This is a genomic window from Nonomuraea roseola, assembly GCF_039535395.1.
GTDB lineage: Bacteria > Actinomycetota > Actinomycetes > Streptosporangiales > Streptosporangiaceae > Nonomuraea > Nonomuraea roseola.
Genome location: NZ_BAAAXC010000006.1, coordinates 166,329 through 182,476, shown reverse-complemented (window position 1 = coordinate 182,476; position 16,148 = coordinate 166,329). Strand labels below are relative to the sequence as shown.

The window sequence follows — 16,148 nt, the reverse complement described above, 5'->3', positions numbered from 1 at the left end:
AGCCATGCGCGCAGCCGTACTTCATGGCGTCGGCGAGATCCAGCTGGAGGAGCGGCCGCGACCCGAGCCAGGCCACCGCGAGGTGCTCGTACGGGTCGACTCTGTCGGCACGTGCGGCTCGGACGTGCACTACTACGAGCACGGCAGGATCGGTGACTTCGTGGTGGAGGCCCCGCTCGTGCTCGGCCACGAGCCGTCGGGGACGGTGGTCGCCACCGGAGCCGGGGCCACCCGTCACCGCCAGGGGCAGAGGGTCTCGCTGGAACCGGGCGTGCCCGACTTCACCTGCCCGCAGTGCCTGGCGGGCCGCTACAACCTCTGCCCGCGGATGCGCTTCTTCGGCACCCCTCCGATCGACGGCGCCTTCAGCGAGTACGTCGTCGTCAGGGAGGAATTCGCCTACGCCGTTCCCGACGATCTGTCGGACGACGCGGCCGCCCTGATCGAGCCGCTGTCCGTGGGCGTGTGGGCCTGCGCGAAGGCGCGGGTCGGGCCGGGCACCCGCGTGCTCGTCACCGGCGCGGGCCCGGTCGGGCTGCTGTGCATGCAGGCCGCGCTCGCCTTCGGCGCCGTCGAGGTGATGATCACCGACGTCAACCCCGCCCGGCTTCGGCTGGCCCGCGAGCTGGGGGCGAGCGCGACCCTCGACGTGCGGGGCGGCCGCCTGTCCGAGGCCGGGTTCGACCCCGACGTGCTGCTGGAATGCTCGGGTCATCCGGCCGCCATCGGGGAGGCCGTCAGGGCGGTCGCCAGGGCGGGGCGCGTGGTCCTCGTCGGCATGGGCGGCGACGAGATCCCGCTGCCGCTGGCCCACGTGCAGACCCGCGAGCTCGAGGTGACGGGCACCTTCCGCTACGCCAACACCTGGCCGCGCGCCATAGCGCTCGCCGCCTCGGGACGCGTCCAGCTGGACGCGCTGGTCACCGGCCACTACGGCCTGGCCGAGGTGGAGCAGGCGCTCAAGGCAGGCGGCCGCGATCCCGAGGTGGTCAAGGCGGTTGTCCGGCCACAGGAGTGATGGAGAGATCGATGGCTACAGTCATTTACGACGAGGCGACCCGCGTCTATCCCGGATCCGACAGGCCCGCGGTGGACGCGCTCGACCTCGACATCAAGGACGGCGAATTCCTGGTCCTCGTGGGGCCGTCGGGCTGCGGGAAGTCCACCTCCCTTCGCATGCTGGCCGGGCTCGAACGGGTCGACGGCGGCCGTATCAGCATCGGCGACCGCGACGTCACCCACCTGGCGCCGCGCGACAGGGACATCGCGATGGTGTTCCAGAACTACGCGCTGTACCCGCACATGTCGGTGGCCGACAACATGGGCTTCGCGCTACGGGTGATGAAGGCGCCCAAGGAGGAGCGCGACCGCAGGGTTCGCGAGGCCGCCCGCCTGCTGGACCTTGAGGAGTACCTCGACCGCAAGCCCAAGGAGCTGTCCGGCGGGCAGCGGCAGCGCGTGGCCATGGGCAGGGCGATCGTGCGCGAGCCGAAGGTGTTCCTCATGGACGAGCCGCTGTCGAACCTGGACGCCAAGCTGCGCGTGCAGACCCGCACCCAGGTCGCCGCGCTGCAGCGCAGGCTCGGGGTGACGACGGTCTACGTGACCCACGACCAGGTCGAGGCCATGACGATGGGCGACAGGGTGGCCGTGCTGAAGGACGGGGTGCTCCAGCAGGTCGACACGCCGCTGCGGCTCTACCAGCATCCCGCCAACGTCTTCGTGGCCGGCTTCATCGGCTCGCCCGCGATGAACCTCGCCGAGTACCGGGTCGAGGGCGAGGAGGCCGTCCTCGGCCAGATGCGGGTACGGCTGAGCCGCGAGACGCTCAAGGCGATCGAGGACGAGGGCGGCGACCGCGTCGTCCTGGGCTTCAGGCCCGAGGCCGTCGGCGTGGTCGGCGACGACGACGACCAGCCCGCCTTCCCCGTCACCGTGACCGTCGTCGAGGAGCTCGGCTCGGACGCCTTCCTGTACGGCCAGCACGCCGACACGAAGGACCCCGCGCTCGTCGACCAGACCGTCATCGCGCGGGTCGACCCCAACGCGCCGCCCCCCAAGGGCGCCACGGTGCGGCTGCGGATCCTGCCGGGCAAGGAACGGCTCTTCTCCGCGGTCACCGGCCTGCGGCTGCCCGCCGCGGAGTCCAGCGGATGATCGTGTCCTGCGGCGAGGCACTGATCGACCTGGTGCCCAGGCAGGACGGCGCCTACCTGCCCCGCCCAGGAGGCAGCCCGGCCAACGTCGCCGTCGGTCTCGGCCGCCTCGGCGCCGAGGCGGCCCTGCTGGCCCGGCTGGCCGACGACGGGTTCGGCGGCCTGCTGCGCGCGCACCTGACCCGGTCGCACGTCGACCTCGGCCTCGCCGTACCCGCTGAGGAGCCCACCACGCTGGCCGTCGTCACCCTCGACGCCAGGGGCGGGGCCGAGTACGCCTTCTACGTCGAAGGCAGCGCAGACGGCGCCTGGCGCCCCGACCGGCTGCCGCCCGCGCTGCCCGAACGCGCCCGCTGCCTGCACGTCAGCGGGTCGTTCGCGCTCGCCGTACCCGGCATGGGCGACACGCTGGAGCTGCTGCTCCAGCGGGAGCGGCCCGTGCGCCCCGTCACCTTCGACCCGAATCTGAGACCACGGCTGGCCCGCGACCCCGCGCGCCTGCGCGAGAGGCTGGAGCGCTGGATCGCCCTGGCGGACCTGATCAAGGTCAGCTCCGACGACGTCGCATGGCTCGCTCCCGACGAGCCTGTCGAGGCCGTCGCGGCCCGCTGGAGGAGCCGCGGGCCGAGCATCGTCGTGGTGACGCGCGGGGCGGACGGCGTCCACGCGGCAGGACCGGCCGGAACCGTCGACCTGCCCGCCGAACGGGTGCGGGTCACCGACACGGTCGGCGCGGGGGACGCCTTCATGTCAGGCCTGCTGGCCGCCCTCGACACGACAGAGAGCCTGTCCAGGCAGCGACTGGCCACGATCTCCGCCGACACGCTGACCGTCGCGCTCACCTACGCCCAGCGCGTCGCGGCCATCACCTGCACCCGCGTGGGAGCCGACCCACCCTGGCGGTCGGAGCTGGACCCGCTGATCACCGAGCCGAGCGCTACAACGTGCCACAGCCGTCGGTGAGGCCCTTCGGAGCCGCCACGTCGCTGGGCTTCGGCTTGGGCGTCGCCTTGGCGGAGGCCGACGGGGAGGCCGACGGTGAGGGCGCGGCGGAGGCGACGCTGGGCTTCGGCGTGACCGAGTCCTTGAGCGCCTTGGCGGTGACGGTGCGGATCTTCGCCCAGTCCGGGTAGCCGGTGTTGATCAGCGGGGGCACGAACTGCACGCTGGTGACCTTCGCGTTCTTCACCTTCAGCGCCAGCGGAACCAGGTGCTCCAGCATCGGGCGGGGGATGTCGGTCCGCACCAGCTCCTTGGTGGCCAGCGCGATCCCGTTGAACCTGGTCAGCACCGTGGTGGGGTCGGCCTCCCTGAGCAGCGCGCCCATGACGCAGCGCTGCCTGCGCATGCGGGTGAAGTCGTCGCTGAAGGTGCGCGAGCGGGCGTACCACATCGCGTCGGCCCCCTTCAGCTTGCGCGTGCCCGCCTTGACCAGGCCCTCGTTGTACTTGCCGAACACGACGTCCTGCTCGACGTGGATCGTGACGCCCCCGATCGCGTCGATGAGCCTGGCGAAGCCCCACATGTTGACCAGCGCGTACCAGTCGATCTCGAGACCGAGCGTGTAACCGATGGCGTCCATCAGCGCCTGCGGGCCCTGTCCCTTCCTGCCGCCGAAGATCTCGGGGTGGGCGTCGGCGTACTCCCACACGCTGTTGAGCAGGTCACTGCGGCCGCCTGCGGCGTCGGTGGGGAGCCTGAAGCCGTCGGGGAAGCGCTTGGCCATCGGGCTGCCAGGAGGGAAGCGCACGTTCTCGAGGTTGCGCGGCAGGCTGAAGAGCACGGTGTTGCCGGTCTTCACATCGATGCTCGCGACGTTCATGCTGTCGGTCCGCACGCCGCTCCTGTTGTCGTCGGCGTCGCCGCCGAGCAGCAGGAGGTTCACCCTCGTGCGCGTGGCCCACGGGTCGGCCCGCTCGCGCTCGCCGGCCTGCGGCTCGGTGGGCTGGTTGAAGACGCTGTCGATGGTCCTGTCCGAGACCCACAGGAGCTGCGCGGTCGCGGCGAACGGCACGACGACGGCGACCGACAGGAGTCCGGCGGCGACTCCGGTGAGGAGCTGTCCCCGCTGGGGCAGCCGGCCTGGCAGGAGCACCAGGAAGGAGTGGACGACCAGGGCGAACCATCCGAGGCCGAGCACCGCGGCGGCGACCATGACCGCGCTCAGCCAGGCGCTGGAGTGGATCAGCCAGCCTGCCAGGTCCCCGTCGGCCGCCAGCACCAGCCACAACACGCCCAGCAGGAGGAGGGCGTAGCCGCCCAGCAGCGCGAGACCCGTCCTGCGCCATCCCGCGCGCAGATGCGCCGCGCCGGGAGCCACGGCGGACAGCAGCGTCCAGCCCAGCACCGCGCCCGATCCGGCGGGTCTCGTCCTGTCCGTCACGCGTAACCTGCTTCCCCATCCGGTCCGTCCTAGGCCGACGGGAGCTTACGGACCCATCACGAAATATCCGCCTATAGCCGGATGAACATCCAGCAAATCCTGCCGACCGACCGAATAACATTCGGTTCATGTCCTTCACTCAGATCGAGTACGGCGTGACCGACGGCATCGCCACCCTCACATTGAATCGCCCCGAACGGCTGAATGCGTTCACGTTCACCATGCGCAGCGAGCTCATCGACGCCTTCGATCTGGCCGACGCCGACGACTCCGTAAGGGCCGTGGTGGTCACGGGGGCGGGCAGGGCCTTCTGCGCCGGCGCGGACCTCGGCGGGGGAGGGGAGACCTTCAGCCGCGCCGACGACGGGCGGCGCGAGAGCGTCGACGGCGCACCCCGCGACGGCGGGGGCACGGTCGCGCTGCGCATCGCCGCCTCGCTCAAGCCGGTCATCGGCGCGATCAACGGCGCCGCCGTCGGCGTCGGCGTCACGATGACGCTGCCCATGGACATCAGGATCGCCGCCGACGGAGCCAGGTTCGGCTTCGTCTTCGCCCGCCGCGGCATCGTCACCGAGGCCGCCTCCAGCTGGTTCCTGCCGAGGATCGTGGGCATCTCGCAGGCCATGGAGTGGGCGGCGACAGGACGCCTCTTCCCCGCCGCCGAGGCGCTGCAGGGGCGGCTGGTCTCCAGGGTCTGTCCTGCGGACGAGCTGCTGCCCACCGCCTACGCGCTGGCCCGCGAGATCGCCGACAACACCTCGGGTGTCTCCGTCGCGGCGATCAGGCGGCTGATGTGGTCAGGGCTGTCGGCCGCCTCCCCCTGGGAGGCGCACGCCGCGGACTCCAGGCTCATGGCCGAGCTGGGCGGGGCCGCCGACGCGGTCGAGGGCGTGACCTCCTTCCTGGAGAAGCGGCCCGCCCGCTTCACGATGAAGGTCAGCGAAGCCGATGTGCCGTTCTGGCCGGCCGATCCCTATGGTGATTGACGTGTACGAGACAACGGTCCTGCGCCTGCCGTCCGACTTCGAGGGCGAGGTGGTCGCCACCCTGCTCGCCAGGACGGCCGGCTCCCGCCGCGCGGTCCTCTACCTGCACGGCTTCACCGACTACTTCTTCCAGGATCACCTGGCCGACTTCTACCTGGAGCGGGGCGTCGACTTCTACGCCCTCGACCTGCGCAAGTACGGCAGGTCACTGCTGCCCCACCAGACCAGGGGCCTGATCAGGAGCGTCACCGACTACTTCCCCGAGATCGACGAGGCCGTCCGCCTCATCAGGCAGGACCACGACGAGCTCACGCTGAACGCCCACTCCACCGGCGGCCTGGTCGCCGCCCTCTGGGCCGACAGGGCGCGCGGCAAGGGCCTGGTCCAGGGGCTCGTGCTCAACAGCCCGTTCCTCGACCTCAACGTGCCCTACCCGCTGCGGCTGGCCGCCGACCTGCTCAAGACGCCGCTGTCCTACACGACCAGGCCGCTCCCGCTGGGCGTCAGCACCGCGTACGGCCGGAGCATCCACCGCGACCACGGCGGCGAGTGGGACTTCGACCTGGAGCTCAAGCCTCTGGGCGGCTTCGACGTGCACGCCACCTGGCTGGCCGCCATCCGCAGGGCGCAGCGCCGCCTGCACAGGGGACTCGCCGTCGACGTGCCCGTGCTGGTGCTGGCGGCCGCGGCGGGGCTGAGGGTGCGCGACTTCAGCCCGGAGGCGCGCTCGGCCGACATCGTGCTCGACCCGCGTCAGATCGCCAGATGGTCCACCTCGATCGGGCCGCACGTCACCTGCGTGCGGGTGCGCGACGGCATCCACGACCTCGTGCTGTCGGCCGAACCCGTGCGCAAGCAGGTCTTCGACGAGATCGACCGCTGGACACGCGCCTACGTCCAGGGGTGATCACCAGGGGATGGCGAACAGGCCGTAGTAGGCGGCGGCCACCAGCAGCAGCCCGGTGCCGCCGAGCACGCCTGCCATCGCCACGTGCTGCCACCTGCTCGGCCGCATGCCCTCGCGCAGCCCCGACACCACCGCCGCCACGGCCGTCACCTCCTGCAGCAGCATGAGGACGGCCAGCGCCCTGACCACCAGCCACCCGGCCAGCACGGCGGGCCACGCGCCCGCCTGGTTGATCGAGAACATCACCAGCAGCATGATGAAGGCGAGCACCGCGGCCAGCAGGCCGAGGCCCGTCCACACCATCCTGTGCAGCCTGCGCCTGATCGGCGGCCACAGCCTGGCGTTGGTCTCCTCCAGCGTCGTGTGGCGGCCGCGCAGCCTGACGAACATCACGGCCACGGGCCCCGCGACGTAGCCGACCGCGGCCAGGCAGATCGTCAGGCCCAGCATGGCGCCCCCCGCGTACCAGGGGGCGGCCGGCACGTCGCTGGCCGCGAAGCGCTGCACGGGGGTGGCCCCCGCCAGGTGCAGCGCGGGCTTGGCGGTGTCGGGCAGGCCGAGGATCCAGTTGCCGAGCGTGTCGAGGTAGCCGGGGGTGAAGGGGCCGCCGCTGATGCGCATCGCGTGGTCGGCGCTGTCGAGATAGCGGATGGTGTAGTCGTCGTTGCCCGCCGCCGTCAGGCCCTTGATCAGGGCCTCGGTGCTCTCGACGAAGGGGATCGAGGGGTCGGCGGTGCCGTACAGTGCGAGGACGGGCTGCCTGACGCCCTGCAGCGCGGGCAGCGCGTCGTAGCGCAGGAAGTTGAAGCCCACGCCGCCCATGGCCCTGGTCAGCAGGTCGCGCGCGCCGATCGGCGCGCGCAGGCGCAGCAACTGCTCGTTCAGCGCCCACGCGACCTGGCGCAGCGGCGAGACGTTCGGGGAGGAGACCAGCACGACGAAGCCGACGGCCGAGCTCTTGGCCGCGGCGATCGGCACCACCCAGCCGCCCTCGCTGACCCCCCACACGCCGGTGCGGGCAGGGTCGACGTCGGGCCTGGCGCGCAGGTGGCCGACCATCCGCAGCACGTCGTCGGCGAGCAGGCCGAAGTCCCTGCTGCGGAAGTCGTAGCCGATCTCCCTCTTGTCGTAGGCGAGCGTGACCACGCCCGCCCTGGCCAGGAACTCCGCCTGCGGCGCGAACTCCTCGCGCGAGCCGTTGCCCGAGCCCGACACGAACACCATCGCAGGGTGCCTGCCGGGCCTCAGCGGCACCCTGATCGTGCCGTGCAGCCACTGGCGCTCGGCGCGGATGGAGAAGCGCTCGGTGCGGAAGGAGCCGGTCGCCGCCACGGGACGCCGCTCACCCGCGGGCTGAGGGGGCAGCGACTGGAAGACCGGATCGGCCGTGAGCGGAGGGGGGTCGAAGGCCGGAGGCAGGGCGTAGCCCACCGTCGCGAGAGCCATCAGCACCAAGCCGACGGCCACGCTCAATGTGCCTCGGCCGGTGGGCATCGGCCTCCCCATGTGAGTTGGTTTGCCCGCTGATCTTCTAGCCTACTCCCGGCGGCCTCACCGGCGCCCATGATAAATGTCGGTGGAAGCTGTTAGCTTCCTGCCTCATGCGCCTCTTGCACACCTCCGACTGGCACCTCGGCCGGTCCTTCCACCGCGAGAGCCTCATCGAGGGCCAGGCGGCCTTCGTCGACCACCTGGTCGAGACGGTCAGGGCCGAGAAGGTGGAGGTGGTGGCGGTCTCCGGCGACGTCTACGACAGAGCGCTGCCCTCCGTCGACGCGGTCGCGCTGTGCAACGAGGCGCTGCGGCGGCTGGCGGGCGCCGGGGCGCGCGTCGTCCTGATCAGCGGCAACCACGACTCCGCGCGCCGCCTCGGCTTCGGCGCCGACCTGATCGACTCGGCGGGCGTCCACCTGCGCACCGACCCCTCGCGCGCGTGGGAGCCCGTGCTCATCGGCGACGTCGCCTTCTACGGCATCCCCTACCTGGAGCCCGAGCTGGTGCGCGGCCCCTGGGAGCTGGCCGAGCGCAGCCACACCGCGGCCCTGTCCCATGCGATGGCGCGCGTCAGGTCCTCTCTCGTACGGCAGCGCCGCTCGGTCGTGCTCGCCCACGCCTTCGTCGCAGGCGGCGCCGCCAGCGACAGCGAACGCGACATCAGCGTCGGCGGCGTGGCCCAGGTGCCCCTCTCCCTCTTCGACGGCATCGACTACGTCGCCCTCGGCCACCTGCACGGCCGCCAGCGCATGTCGCCTTCGGCGCGCTATTCGGGCTCACCGCTCGCCTACTCCTTCTCAGAGGCCGACCACGTGAAGGGCTCGTGGCTGGTGACGGTCGGCTCTCCCGAGGCCGACTTCGTCCCCGCCCCCGTGCCCCGTCCTGTCGGGCGGCTGCGCGGCCGGCTGGAGTCGCTGCTGACCGACCCGTCGCTGGCCGACCGCGAGGACCACTGGCTGCAGGTCACGCTCACCGACCCCGTACGCCCCAAGGCCGCGATGGACCGGCTGAGGGCCCGTTTCCCGCACACGCTGGCGCTCGCCTTCGACCCGCAGGGCGCCGTGCCCGGCGCTCCCGCCGCCCCGCTGAGCGGGCGGCCCGAGGCGGAGGTGGCGCTCGACTTCGTCCGCGAGGTGCGCGGCGAGCCCGCCGACCCGATGGAGGAGCGGCTGCTGCGCGAGGCCGTCGAGGCGTCGAGGATCAAGGAGGTCCTGGTCTAGATGCGGCCGCACCGGCTGACGCTGACGGCGTTCGGGTCCTTCCCCGGCACCGAGACTGTCGACTTCGACGCTCTCGCCGAGGCGGGGCTCTTCCTCGTCCACGGGCCCACGGGCGCGGGCAAGACGACCCTGCTCGACGCGCTCTGCTTCGCCCTCTACGGCGTGGTGCCCGGCCAGCGCAACAGCGCGCGCAGCCTGCGCTGCGACCACGCCGCGCCGTCCGTGGGGCCGTCGGTCGAGCTGGAGGTGACGCTGAGAGGCCGCACGCTGCGGATCCAGCGCTCGCCCTCGTGGACCCGTCCGAAGCTGCGCGGCACCGGGTTCACCGAGGAGAAGGCCAAGGTCATCGTCTCCGAACAGGTGCGCGGCCAGGAGTGGCAGGGGCTGACCACCCGGCACGACGAGGCGGGCGACCTGATCGGCCAGCTGCTCGGCATGAACGCCGACCAGTTCTGCCAGGTCGCGATGTTGCCTCAGGGCGACTTCGCGCGCTTCCTGCGAGCCGACGGCGACGAGCGGCGGCGGCTGCTGGAGCGGCTCTTCACGGTGAAGGTGTTCACGGCGGCCGAGGCGTGGCTGGCCGAGCACCGCAAGCGGACGTGGAGGGAGTCGCAGGAGGGCCGGCAGGAGGTCGAGTTCACGGTCAAACGACTGGAGGAGGCCGCGGGAGAGACCCTGCTGCACGCGGTCTCTCCCGCGGCTTCGTCCTTCGCCGTGTCCGCGTCCGTGCCCGTGGCCGGGGTGGTCCCCGCGCCCAGGCCCGAGGCGGACGGCGAGGCGGCGCCCACGCAGGAGAGCGACCCGCTCCGCTGGTCGGGCCTGCTGCTCGAGGCGGCCAGGACACTCGCGGGCCAGACCACCACGGCCTGGTCCGCGGCGGCGGCCACGCTCAGGGAGCATCGCGACAGGGTCGAGCAGGCGACCGCGCTCGCCGACAGGCAACGCCGTCACGCGGAGGCGAGCAGGCTGCGGCGGGCGCTCGACGAGCGCGCGGAGGAGCGCTCCGACCTCCTCACGATCCTCGACGAGGCCACCAGGGCCGACAGGGTGCTCCCGCTCATCACCGCCGCCAGGCAGCGCGCCGAGGCGGCGGGCAAGGCCCGCGGTCTGGCCGCCGACGCCCTGGCCCGCGCCCGTCCCCTCCTCGGCCGGCCTGCCGGGTTCGAAGGTTTCTCCCGGCCTCTGCCCGGCCGGCAGTCGGGCCCCTTCGGCTCATCCGGCTCCTTGGGTTCTTGGGGTCCTGAGGGGGCCGACCTCGGGATGCTCGCGGAGATGGAGCGTGAGAGGCTCAGCGAGATCTCCAAGATCGCCGAACTCCTCGTCGACGAGACCAGACTCGCCCAGCTCCACCGCGACCGCCGGACCGTCGAGCACGAGATCGCCACCCTGTCCACCAGAGAACGAGCGATCGCCTCCAGGCTGGAGGTGCTGCCCGGCCTGGCGAGGTCGGCCGACGAGGCCGCGGCACAGGCGAGGCTCGACGCCGCGCGCATCCCCGCCGCCGAGGCCGCTCTCGCGTCCGCCACGGCCCGCCTCGAAGCGATCGAACGCCGCGACCGGCTGACGGCCGAGCTCGCCACGGCTCACACCGAGATGGTGCGCCGCCTCCGCGCGTCCGCCCCCCTCTCACCGGCCCTGGCCGCTCTGGTACCACCTCTCACCCCGCCCCCGTCCCCACCGGCACCCGCCACATCCATCCCTCCGTCCTCCGCCGCCTCGCCCTTCACGGAGTCGGCGCGTCCTACGTCTGAGGCTTCGGCGGCGTCCTCTTCCGTGCCGGGATTGGATCCCGGCTCGCTCTCTCCCGGCGCGCTCCCTCCCGGGTCGCTCCTTTCCACGTCGGGTTCAGCTGTGTCTGGGTTGCTCGAAGGGGGATCCGTGGCGGGAGGGCTCCTCGAGCGGCACCTGGGCGATGGCTATCTGGGCGGGGCGCATGGGGCCGATCCAGTCGGTGATATCCGGGCGGGCCGGCTCTGGCGGGCCGTCAAAGAGGAGGCACGGAGAGCCGAGCGCACTCTCGGCGACCAGCTCGCCACCCTCGAAGGTCTACGCGCTGACGAATCGCGACTGGCCGAGCTCGACGAGCGGCTGGCCGTACTCGATGCCGAACTGTCCGTGCTCGCCGAACGCGAGCTGGCCGCCCGCGCCGCAGCGGACGATCTGCCCGCGGCGCTCCACGAGGTCGCGGGACAGCTGGCCGCGGCGCGGGCAGCGGCGGGGCGGCTGCCGTCCGCGACCGCGGCGTGCGACGCGGCCGCCTCCGGGCTGGCGACGGCAGGCCGCAGGCAGGAGCTGGAAGAGGAGGCGGAGGCGGCCCGCGACGCGTACGGCGCGGCCGTCGAGACGGCGCAGGCGCTTCGCGACCACCTGCAGGAGATCCGCCAGGCCCGCATCGAGGGCATGGCCGCGGAGCTGGCCGCCCAGCTGTCCGACGGTGCCCCGTGCGCGGTGTGCGGCTCGCCCGACCACCCCGAACCCGCCGCCCCCGCCCCGATCGCGTACGTCGCCGACGACGAGAGCGAGGCGCAGGCGGCCTACGACGCGGCGCTGGCCGAGCGTCAGTCGGCCGACAGCGTCCTGTCCTCGCTCAGCTCGCGACTCGACGAGCTCGCGGGCGCGCCGACCGTGGCAGAGGCGGAGGCCGAACTGGCCGCGCTCTCTGCCGAACTCGACGCCCTGACCGCGCTCGCCTCGCAGGAGGAGGGTCTCGAGCGGGCGGCGCAACGACTGGAGTCCGAGCTCGAACAGGCCCTTGACCAGCTCCACGAGACGGAAAGACGCCTGACGGAGGCCCGTACGGCAAGCGCAGGGCTGGAGGGCGAACGGGCCCGCGTCCTGGCGAGGCTGGACGAGGCACGAGGCGAGGACGCGAGCCTGGGCGCGCGGAGGGAGCGGTTGGGCGGCGAGATCAGCAGCCTGGCCGAGCTCGCGGGGTCCGCCGAGCGGGTGGGCGAGATCGCCGCCCGGCTCGACGACGCTCTCACCGCTCTCGCGAGCCTCCTGACCTCGGCTCCCGGTCCGCACACCTCCAGACCTCCGGACCCCGCAACGCCGACGGGCACGCGGACGAACTCGGCCTCGGACGCCGGGGCGAGCCAGTCCCACGCGGACTCGGCCGGGGGTGAGGCCGGTAGAGGGTGGGCCGTCTCGGCGGGCGGCGCGTGGGCCGATGCGGCCGTTGCTGTGCGGGTGAGCAGGAAGTGGGCTGACGGTGTTCGTGTCGTCGCCGAGCGCGAGCTGGCCAGGCTGAGGAGAGCCGCCGACACCTATCCCGGCCTGGCGGGCACCGCAGGGGAGCTCGCCGATGAGCAGACACGGCTGGGCGCCGCGTTCAGGGAGCTCGGAGTCGCCCTGGCCGCCTGCCGTACCAGAGTCGAAGAGCTCGCAGCCGAGGCGGAGAGGCTGGCTGAGCGGATCCACGTCGCCAGAGGCCAGGACGCGACGCTCGTCGCCAGGCTCGAACGGCTCAAGGAGGAGGCGCAGTTGCTCAGGGAGGCGCACGAGGCCACCCAGGCGGCCATGAGCGCCGCCGCTGAGCATCGCGACGCCGTCCAGGCGGCGGAGGAGGCGGCCAGGCAGGCGGGATTCCTCGACGCCGACGACGTCCTGCCCGCCGTACGCACGCAGGAAGAGAAAGAGGAGAAGGCCGAGCGGCTGCGCGAGCTCGACGCGCGGCACGCGGCGGTGACGCGCACGCTGGCCGATCCCGAGCTGGTGGCGGCCGCCGCGCAGCCGCCGCAGGACCTGGCGGCGCTGGAGGCCGAACGAGAGCAGGCCGAACGGGAGCACACCGCGCTGGCCTCGGCCCGTGACCGGGCGGAGCGGCGGGTGAGCAGGCTCGCCGAGCTGCACGAGGAGCTGACGGCGTGCCTCGGCCGCTGGCAGCCCGCCGCCGACAGGCACCGCCTGGCCGAACGGCTGGCGGCGCTGGCCAGCGGCACCTCAGGTGACAACCAGTGGAGCATGAGCCTGTCGTCGTACGTGCTGGGGGAGCGGCTCAGGCAGGTCGTCGACGCGGCCAACGAACGGCTGGACCACATGTCAGGCGGGCGCTACCGGCTTCAGCACGACCTGCGGAAGACGGCGGGGGCGCGTGGCAGGGCGGGCGGCGGGCTCGGACTGCGGGTGCTCGACGGCTGGACGGGGGTGGACCGCGATCCTGCGACGCTGTCGGGAGGGGAGTCGTTCATCACCTCGCTGGCGCTGGCGCTCGGACTGGCCGACGTGGTGACGGCCGAGGCGGGGGGCGCGGAGATCGGCACGCTGTTCGTGGACGAGGGCTTCGGGACCCTCGACGAGGACACGCTCGACGGTGTGCTGGACATCCTCGACGGGCTGCGTGACGGCGGGCGCGCGGTCGGCATCGTCAGCCACGTCGCCGAGCTGCGGACGAGGATCCCGGCCCAGCTCAGAGTGGCCAAGTCGAGGAAGGGCTCCACGCTTTCGGTGATCGCGGGCTGACGTCTGTCCGGGCTGATCCTCATGTGGAGCGCCCGACGATGTCGGTGGTCGCCAAGCTGACGTCTCTCTGGGTCATCACGTGAAAGGGCGACTTCGGCGGGTGTGACAGGGCCCTCGGGGATGCGCTTGCGGAAGAGGACCCGTCGGTGGTGGCCGAGCTGAGGCCAGGCGCGGGGGTCATCGCCTGGGAGAGCGTCGGTGGGTTGGGCGGTCCTCTTGGGGGTGGACTCGTCGGGGGAGGGCTCGAGGAGTTGTCCACGGGGCCGAGCTGATGTGTCGAACCGACGAACGCGGCCGGGCCCGCATCGCGTGCGGTGGCGGAGCCGGTGCGGTGTCCTGCATGTGTTGCCCTGCCCCAGGGGGCGGGTGATGAGTCCCGTCCCCCGGCTCGGACAAAGGATGTTGCCTAGAGGACCTTCAGCAGTCCGCCGTCGATGATGTAGTCACTGCCGGTGACGTAGCCGGCGGCTGGGGAGGCGAGGAAAACGATCACGTTGGCGACTTCCTGCGGGGTGCCCCAGCGGCCCAGAGTGACGTTGATCTGTTCGGGTAGGTCGGTCATGAGCTGCTGGTAGTCCGCGCCGCGGGCTTGGCTGACGCGCGGGCCGTACTCATCCCAGAGGGGTGTGCGGATGAGCGCGGGCGAGACGGTGTTCACCCGGATGCCGCGCGGGCCCAGCTCGTCGGCGAGGCCCTTGCTGAAGGCCGTGAGTGCGCCTTTGGAGGCGCCGTACCAGTGCGGCCCAGAGGCCGGCCAGTGGGCCACACTGGTGGAGACATTGACCACCGCCTCGCGCAGGCTGGGCAGCAGCGCCCGGGTGATGCGCACGGTGCTGAAGAAGTTGAGCTCGAAGGCCCGCTGCCAGGTCGAGTCGGAAAGGTCGGGCAGTCCACCGAGGTCCAGACCTGCCAGCCCGCCGACGCCGTTGACGAGCAGGTCGACGCCGCCGAACTCGCTTTCGGCGATCCGCCGCAGCTGCTCGACACCTTCCGGGGTGAGCAGATCGGCCTCGACGGTGATGGCGCCGGTCTGCTTCAGTTGATCCGTGACCGTGCGGTCGGCGCCGAGCACCGTCACCCCTTCGGCGATCAGAGTGCGGACGACCGCGCCTCCGATACCTCCACTGGCGGCCGTGACAACGGCGGTCTTCCCAGCGAGCTGCAGATCCATGATTTTCTCCTCACGTCCGTTCGTTGCCCTCACTGTGCCGGGCACCGCTGACGATCGGCTGGGGGTTGACTGAGGGCTCTCAGGCAGGCGCAATCCGGCACTACGGCTGGCGTGCGCCATACGGACCTCTGCCAAGGACGAGCGGTGGCCAGCCCTGTTGGCGCACCGCTGCCATCTGGCGAACGTGGTGATGTGGATCGCGTCCGCGACCTGATCGCGGCCGGGTCGAGAGCCGACCATCAGCGAACCGTGCGTGGCGGTCGGCAGAGTGGGGCCCATGAAAGCACTGATCTTCAACCCTGACCTGTCCTTCGGCGTCGTTCCCGACCCGGTCCCGTCGCCCGCACAGGCGCTCGTCCAGGTGTCGGCCGTTTCTCTCAACTTCGGGGAGATCGCCTTCAGATCCCCGCAGATTCGGCCCGATCACGTCTCGGGTTGGGATGCGGCCGGAGTGGTCGTGCGGGCGGCCGCCGACGGTTCGGGGCCCGCTGTGGGCGCCCGTGTGGTGACGTTCGGCTGGTCGGGGGCGTGGGCCGAGTTGCGGGCCGTGGACACCGCTGAGCTGGCCGTCGTACCGGACGACGTCGATCTGGCCTTGGCCGCTGCCCTGCCGGTCGCGGGTGTCACCGCGCTCCAGGCGGTGCGGCGGCTCGGCTCGGTGCAAGGGCGCAGAGTGCTGGTCACCGGGGCGTCGGGCGGCGTCGGCAGATACGCCGTCCAGCTGGCCGCCCGTGCGGGGGCGCACGTGATCGCCTCCGTCGGCAGTGCGTCGCGGGCCGAGGGACTGCCCGAGCTGGGCGCGGCGGAGGTGGTGCTCGGGCCCGCCAACCTTCGCGGCCGGGTGTACGGCGTGCTGGACACCGTGGGCGGGCAGCAGCTGGCCGAGGCGTTCTACCGGTTGGAGGACGACGGCGTGATCCAGGCCATCGGGAGGGCCGCCAAGGAGCCAACAGTGATCGACTTCGAGGAGGCGGGGAGCCGGTCCCTGCGCGGACGGATCGAGAACTTCAACGTGAGCACTCCCTTCGCCGACGACCTCGCCGAACTCGTCCGCCTCCTGTCCAGGGGCGAGCTGGACGCTCAGGTGGGCTGGCGCGGCCCGTGGGACCAGGCCATGGCCGCGGCGGACGCCCTCCTGACGCGCCGGGTCCAGGGCAAGGCCGTCCTCACCCTCCCTTGAGGACCAAGCCCTGGAAGGTCACGACGAACTGCTCGGCGAGTTCGCGGGCGCAGACCACGGGGTTGATGCCGGGACGGGTGGCTCCGGCCGCCAGCGTGCCGTCGATCAGCAGGAGGAACTGGTCGGCCGCGTGTGCGGGCCGGGGATGCCCGCGGGCCGTGAGGTCGGGTCGGCTCATCATTCATGACGC

Annotated in this window: 12 protein-coding genes; 8 read left to right on the top strand and 4 right to left on the bottom strand. The window is 72.2% G+C overall.

The window, feature by feature from the left end:
* The first annotated feature begins 4 nt into the window (after positions 1–4).
* Genes ABFX55_RS06520 through ABFX55_RS06510 form a run of 3 tightly spaced genes read left to right on the top strand, consistent with a single transcriptional unit; the run spans position 5 to position 3,119 of the window.
* Positions 5–1,018 carry an NAD(P)-dependent alcohol dehydrogenase gene (locus tag ABFX55_RS06520; RefSeq protein WP_346118590.1) on the top strand — a complete coding sequence of 338 codons (1,014 nt, stop codon included), beginning with the start codon at positions 5–7 and terminating at the stop codon, positions 1,016–1,018.
* An 11-nt stretch (positions 1,019–1,029) separates the two neighbouring features.
* Complete coding sequence (locus ABFX55_RS06515; RefSeq protein ID WP_346118588.1) at positions 1,030–2,157, top strand: ABC transporter ATP-binding protein; 1,128 nt, start codon at positions 1,030–1,032, stop codon at positions 2,155–2,157.
* Positions 2,154–3,119 carry a carbohydrate kinase family protein gene (locus ABFX55_RS06510; protein ID WP_346118586.1) on the top strand — a complete coding sequence of 322 codons (966 nt, stop codon included), beginning with the start codon at positions 2,154–2,156 and terminating at the stop codon, positions 3,117–3,119. Before ABFX55_RS06515 ends, ABFX55_RS06510 begins: the two co-directional genes overlap by 4 nt.
* Here ABFX55_RS06510 and ABFX55_RS06505 read toward each other — a convergent pair.
* The gene (locus ABFX55_RS06505) at positions 3,094–4,539 is read right to left on the bottom strand and encodes an LCP family protein (protein ID WP_346118584.1); all 1,446 of its coding nucleotides are present in this window, start codon (positions 4,537–4,539) and stop codon (positions 3,094–3,096) included. The genes ABFX55_RS06510 and ABFX55_RS06505 overlap by 26 nt on opposite strands.
* A gap of 128 nt (positions 4,540–4,667) precedes the next feature.
* Between ABFX55_RS06505 and ABFX55_RS06500 the strand changes: the two genes are divergently transcribed.
* The gene (locus ABFX55_RS06500; protein ID WP_346118582.1) at positions 4,668–5,525 is read left to right on the top strand and encodes an enoyl-CoA hydratase-related protein; all 858 of its coding nucleotides are present in this window, start codon (positions 4,668–4,670) and stop codon (positions 5,523–5,525) included.
* Position 5,526: 1 nt separating this feature from the next.
* A complete protein-coding gene (locus ABFX55_RS06495) occupies positions 5,527–6,432 on the top strand; it encodes an alpha/beta hydrolase (RefSeq protein ID WP_346118581.1) in 906 nt (301 codons plus the stop codon).
* Here ABFX55_RS06495 and ABFX55_RS06490 read toward each other — a convergent pair whose 3' ends face one another.
* Positions 6,433–7,926, bottom strand: a complete 1,494-nt coding sequence (locus ABFX55_RS06490) for an alpha/beta hydrolase family protein (protein WP_346118580.1) — start codon at positions 7,924–7,926, stop codon at positions 6,433–6,435. It abuts the gene before it with no gap.
* Between the two features lie 107 nt (positions 7,927–8,033).
* Between ABFX55_RS06490 and ABFX55_RS06485 the strand changes: the two genes are divergently transcribed.
* Both ABFX55_RS06485 and ABFX55_RS06480 read left to right on the top strand, forming a co-directional pair.
* A complete protein-coding gene (locus ABFX55_RS06485; protein WP_346118579.1) occupies positions 8,034–9,146 on the top strand; it encodes an exonuclease SbcCD subunit D in 1,113 nt (370 codons plus the stop codon).
* On the top strand, positions 9,147–13,607 hold the full coding sequence (locus tag ABFX55_RS06480; protein WP_346118577.1) for an AAA family ATPase: 4,461 nt from the start codon (positions 9,147–9,149) through the stop codon (positions 13,605–13,607).
* 406 nt (positions 13,608–14,013) lie between these two features.
* Here the strand turns inward: ABFX55_RS06480 and ABFX55_RS06475 are convergent, their stop codons facing one another.
* A complete protein-coding gene (locus tag ABFX55_RS06475) occupies positions 14,014–14,823 on the bottom strand; it encodes an SDR family NAD(P)-dependent oxidoreductase (protein WP_346118575.1) in 810 nt (269 codons plus the stop codon).
* A 232-nt stretch (positions 14,824–15,055) separates the two neighbouring features.
* On the opposite strand from ABFX55_RS06475, the gene ABFX55_RS06470 reads away from it, so the two are divergent.
* The gene (locus ABFX55_RS06470) at positions 15,056–15,958 is read left to right on the top strand and encodes a zinc-binding dehydrogenase (protein WP_346118573.1); all 903 of its coding nucleotides are present in this window, start codon (positions 15,056–15,058) and stop codon (positions 15,956–15,958) included.
* On the opposite strand, the gene ABFX55_RS06465 is transcribed toward ABFX55_RS06470, so the two are convergent.
* A complete protein-coding gene (locus ABFX55_RS06465; protein ID WP_346118571.1) occupies positions 15,945–16,136 on the bottom strand; it encodes a hypothetical protein in 192 nt (63 codons plus the stop codon). The genes ABFX55_RS06470 and ABFX55_RS06465 overlap by 14 nt on opposite strands.
* Positions 16,137–16,148: the final 12 nt, after the last annotated feature.

What these genes read in the sequence shown, in the direction of transcription:
- ABFX55_RS06490 (WP_346118580.1), bottom strand. Translation starts at nt 7,926, where the DNA reads ATGCCCACCGGCCGAGGCACATTGAGCGTGGCCGTCGGCTTGGTGCTG.
- ABFX55_RS06480 (WP_346118577.1), top strand. Translation starts at nt 9,147, where the DNA reads ATGCGGCCGCACCGGCTGACGCTGACGGCGTTCGGGTCCTTCCCCGGC.
- ABFX55_RS06465 (WP_346118571.1), bottom strand. Translation starts at nt 16,136, where the DNA reads ATGAGCCGACCCGACCTCACGGCCCGCGGGCATCCCCGGCCCGCACAC.
- ABFX55_RS06500 (WP_346118582.1), top strand. Translation starts at nt 4,668, where the DNA reads ATGTCCTTCACTCAGATCGAGTACGGCGTGACCGACGGCATCGCCACC.
- ABFX55_RS06510 (WP_346118586.1), top strand. Translation starts at nt 2,154, where the DNA reads ATGATCGTGTCCTGCGGCGAGGCACTGATCGACCTGGTGCCCAGGCAG.
- ABFX55_RS06470 (WP_346118573.1), top strand. Translation starts at nt 15,056, where the DNA reads ATGAAAGCACTGATCTTCAACCCTGACCTGTCCTTCGGCGTCGTTCCC.
- ABFX55_RS06515 (WP_346118588.1), top strand. Translation starts at nt 1,030, where the DNA reads ATGGCTACAGTCATTTACGACGAGGCGACCCGCGTCTATCCCGGATCC.
- ABFX55_RS06485 (WP_346118579.1), top strand. Translation starts at nt 8,034, where the DNA reads ATGCGCCTCTTGCACACCTCCGACTGGCACCTCGGCCGGTCCTTCCAC.
- ABFX55_RS06520 (WP_346118590.1), top strand. Translation starts at nt 5, where the DNA reads ATGCGCGCAGCCGTACTTCATGGCGTCGGCGAGATCCAGCTGGAGGAG.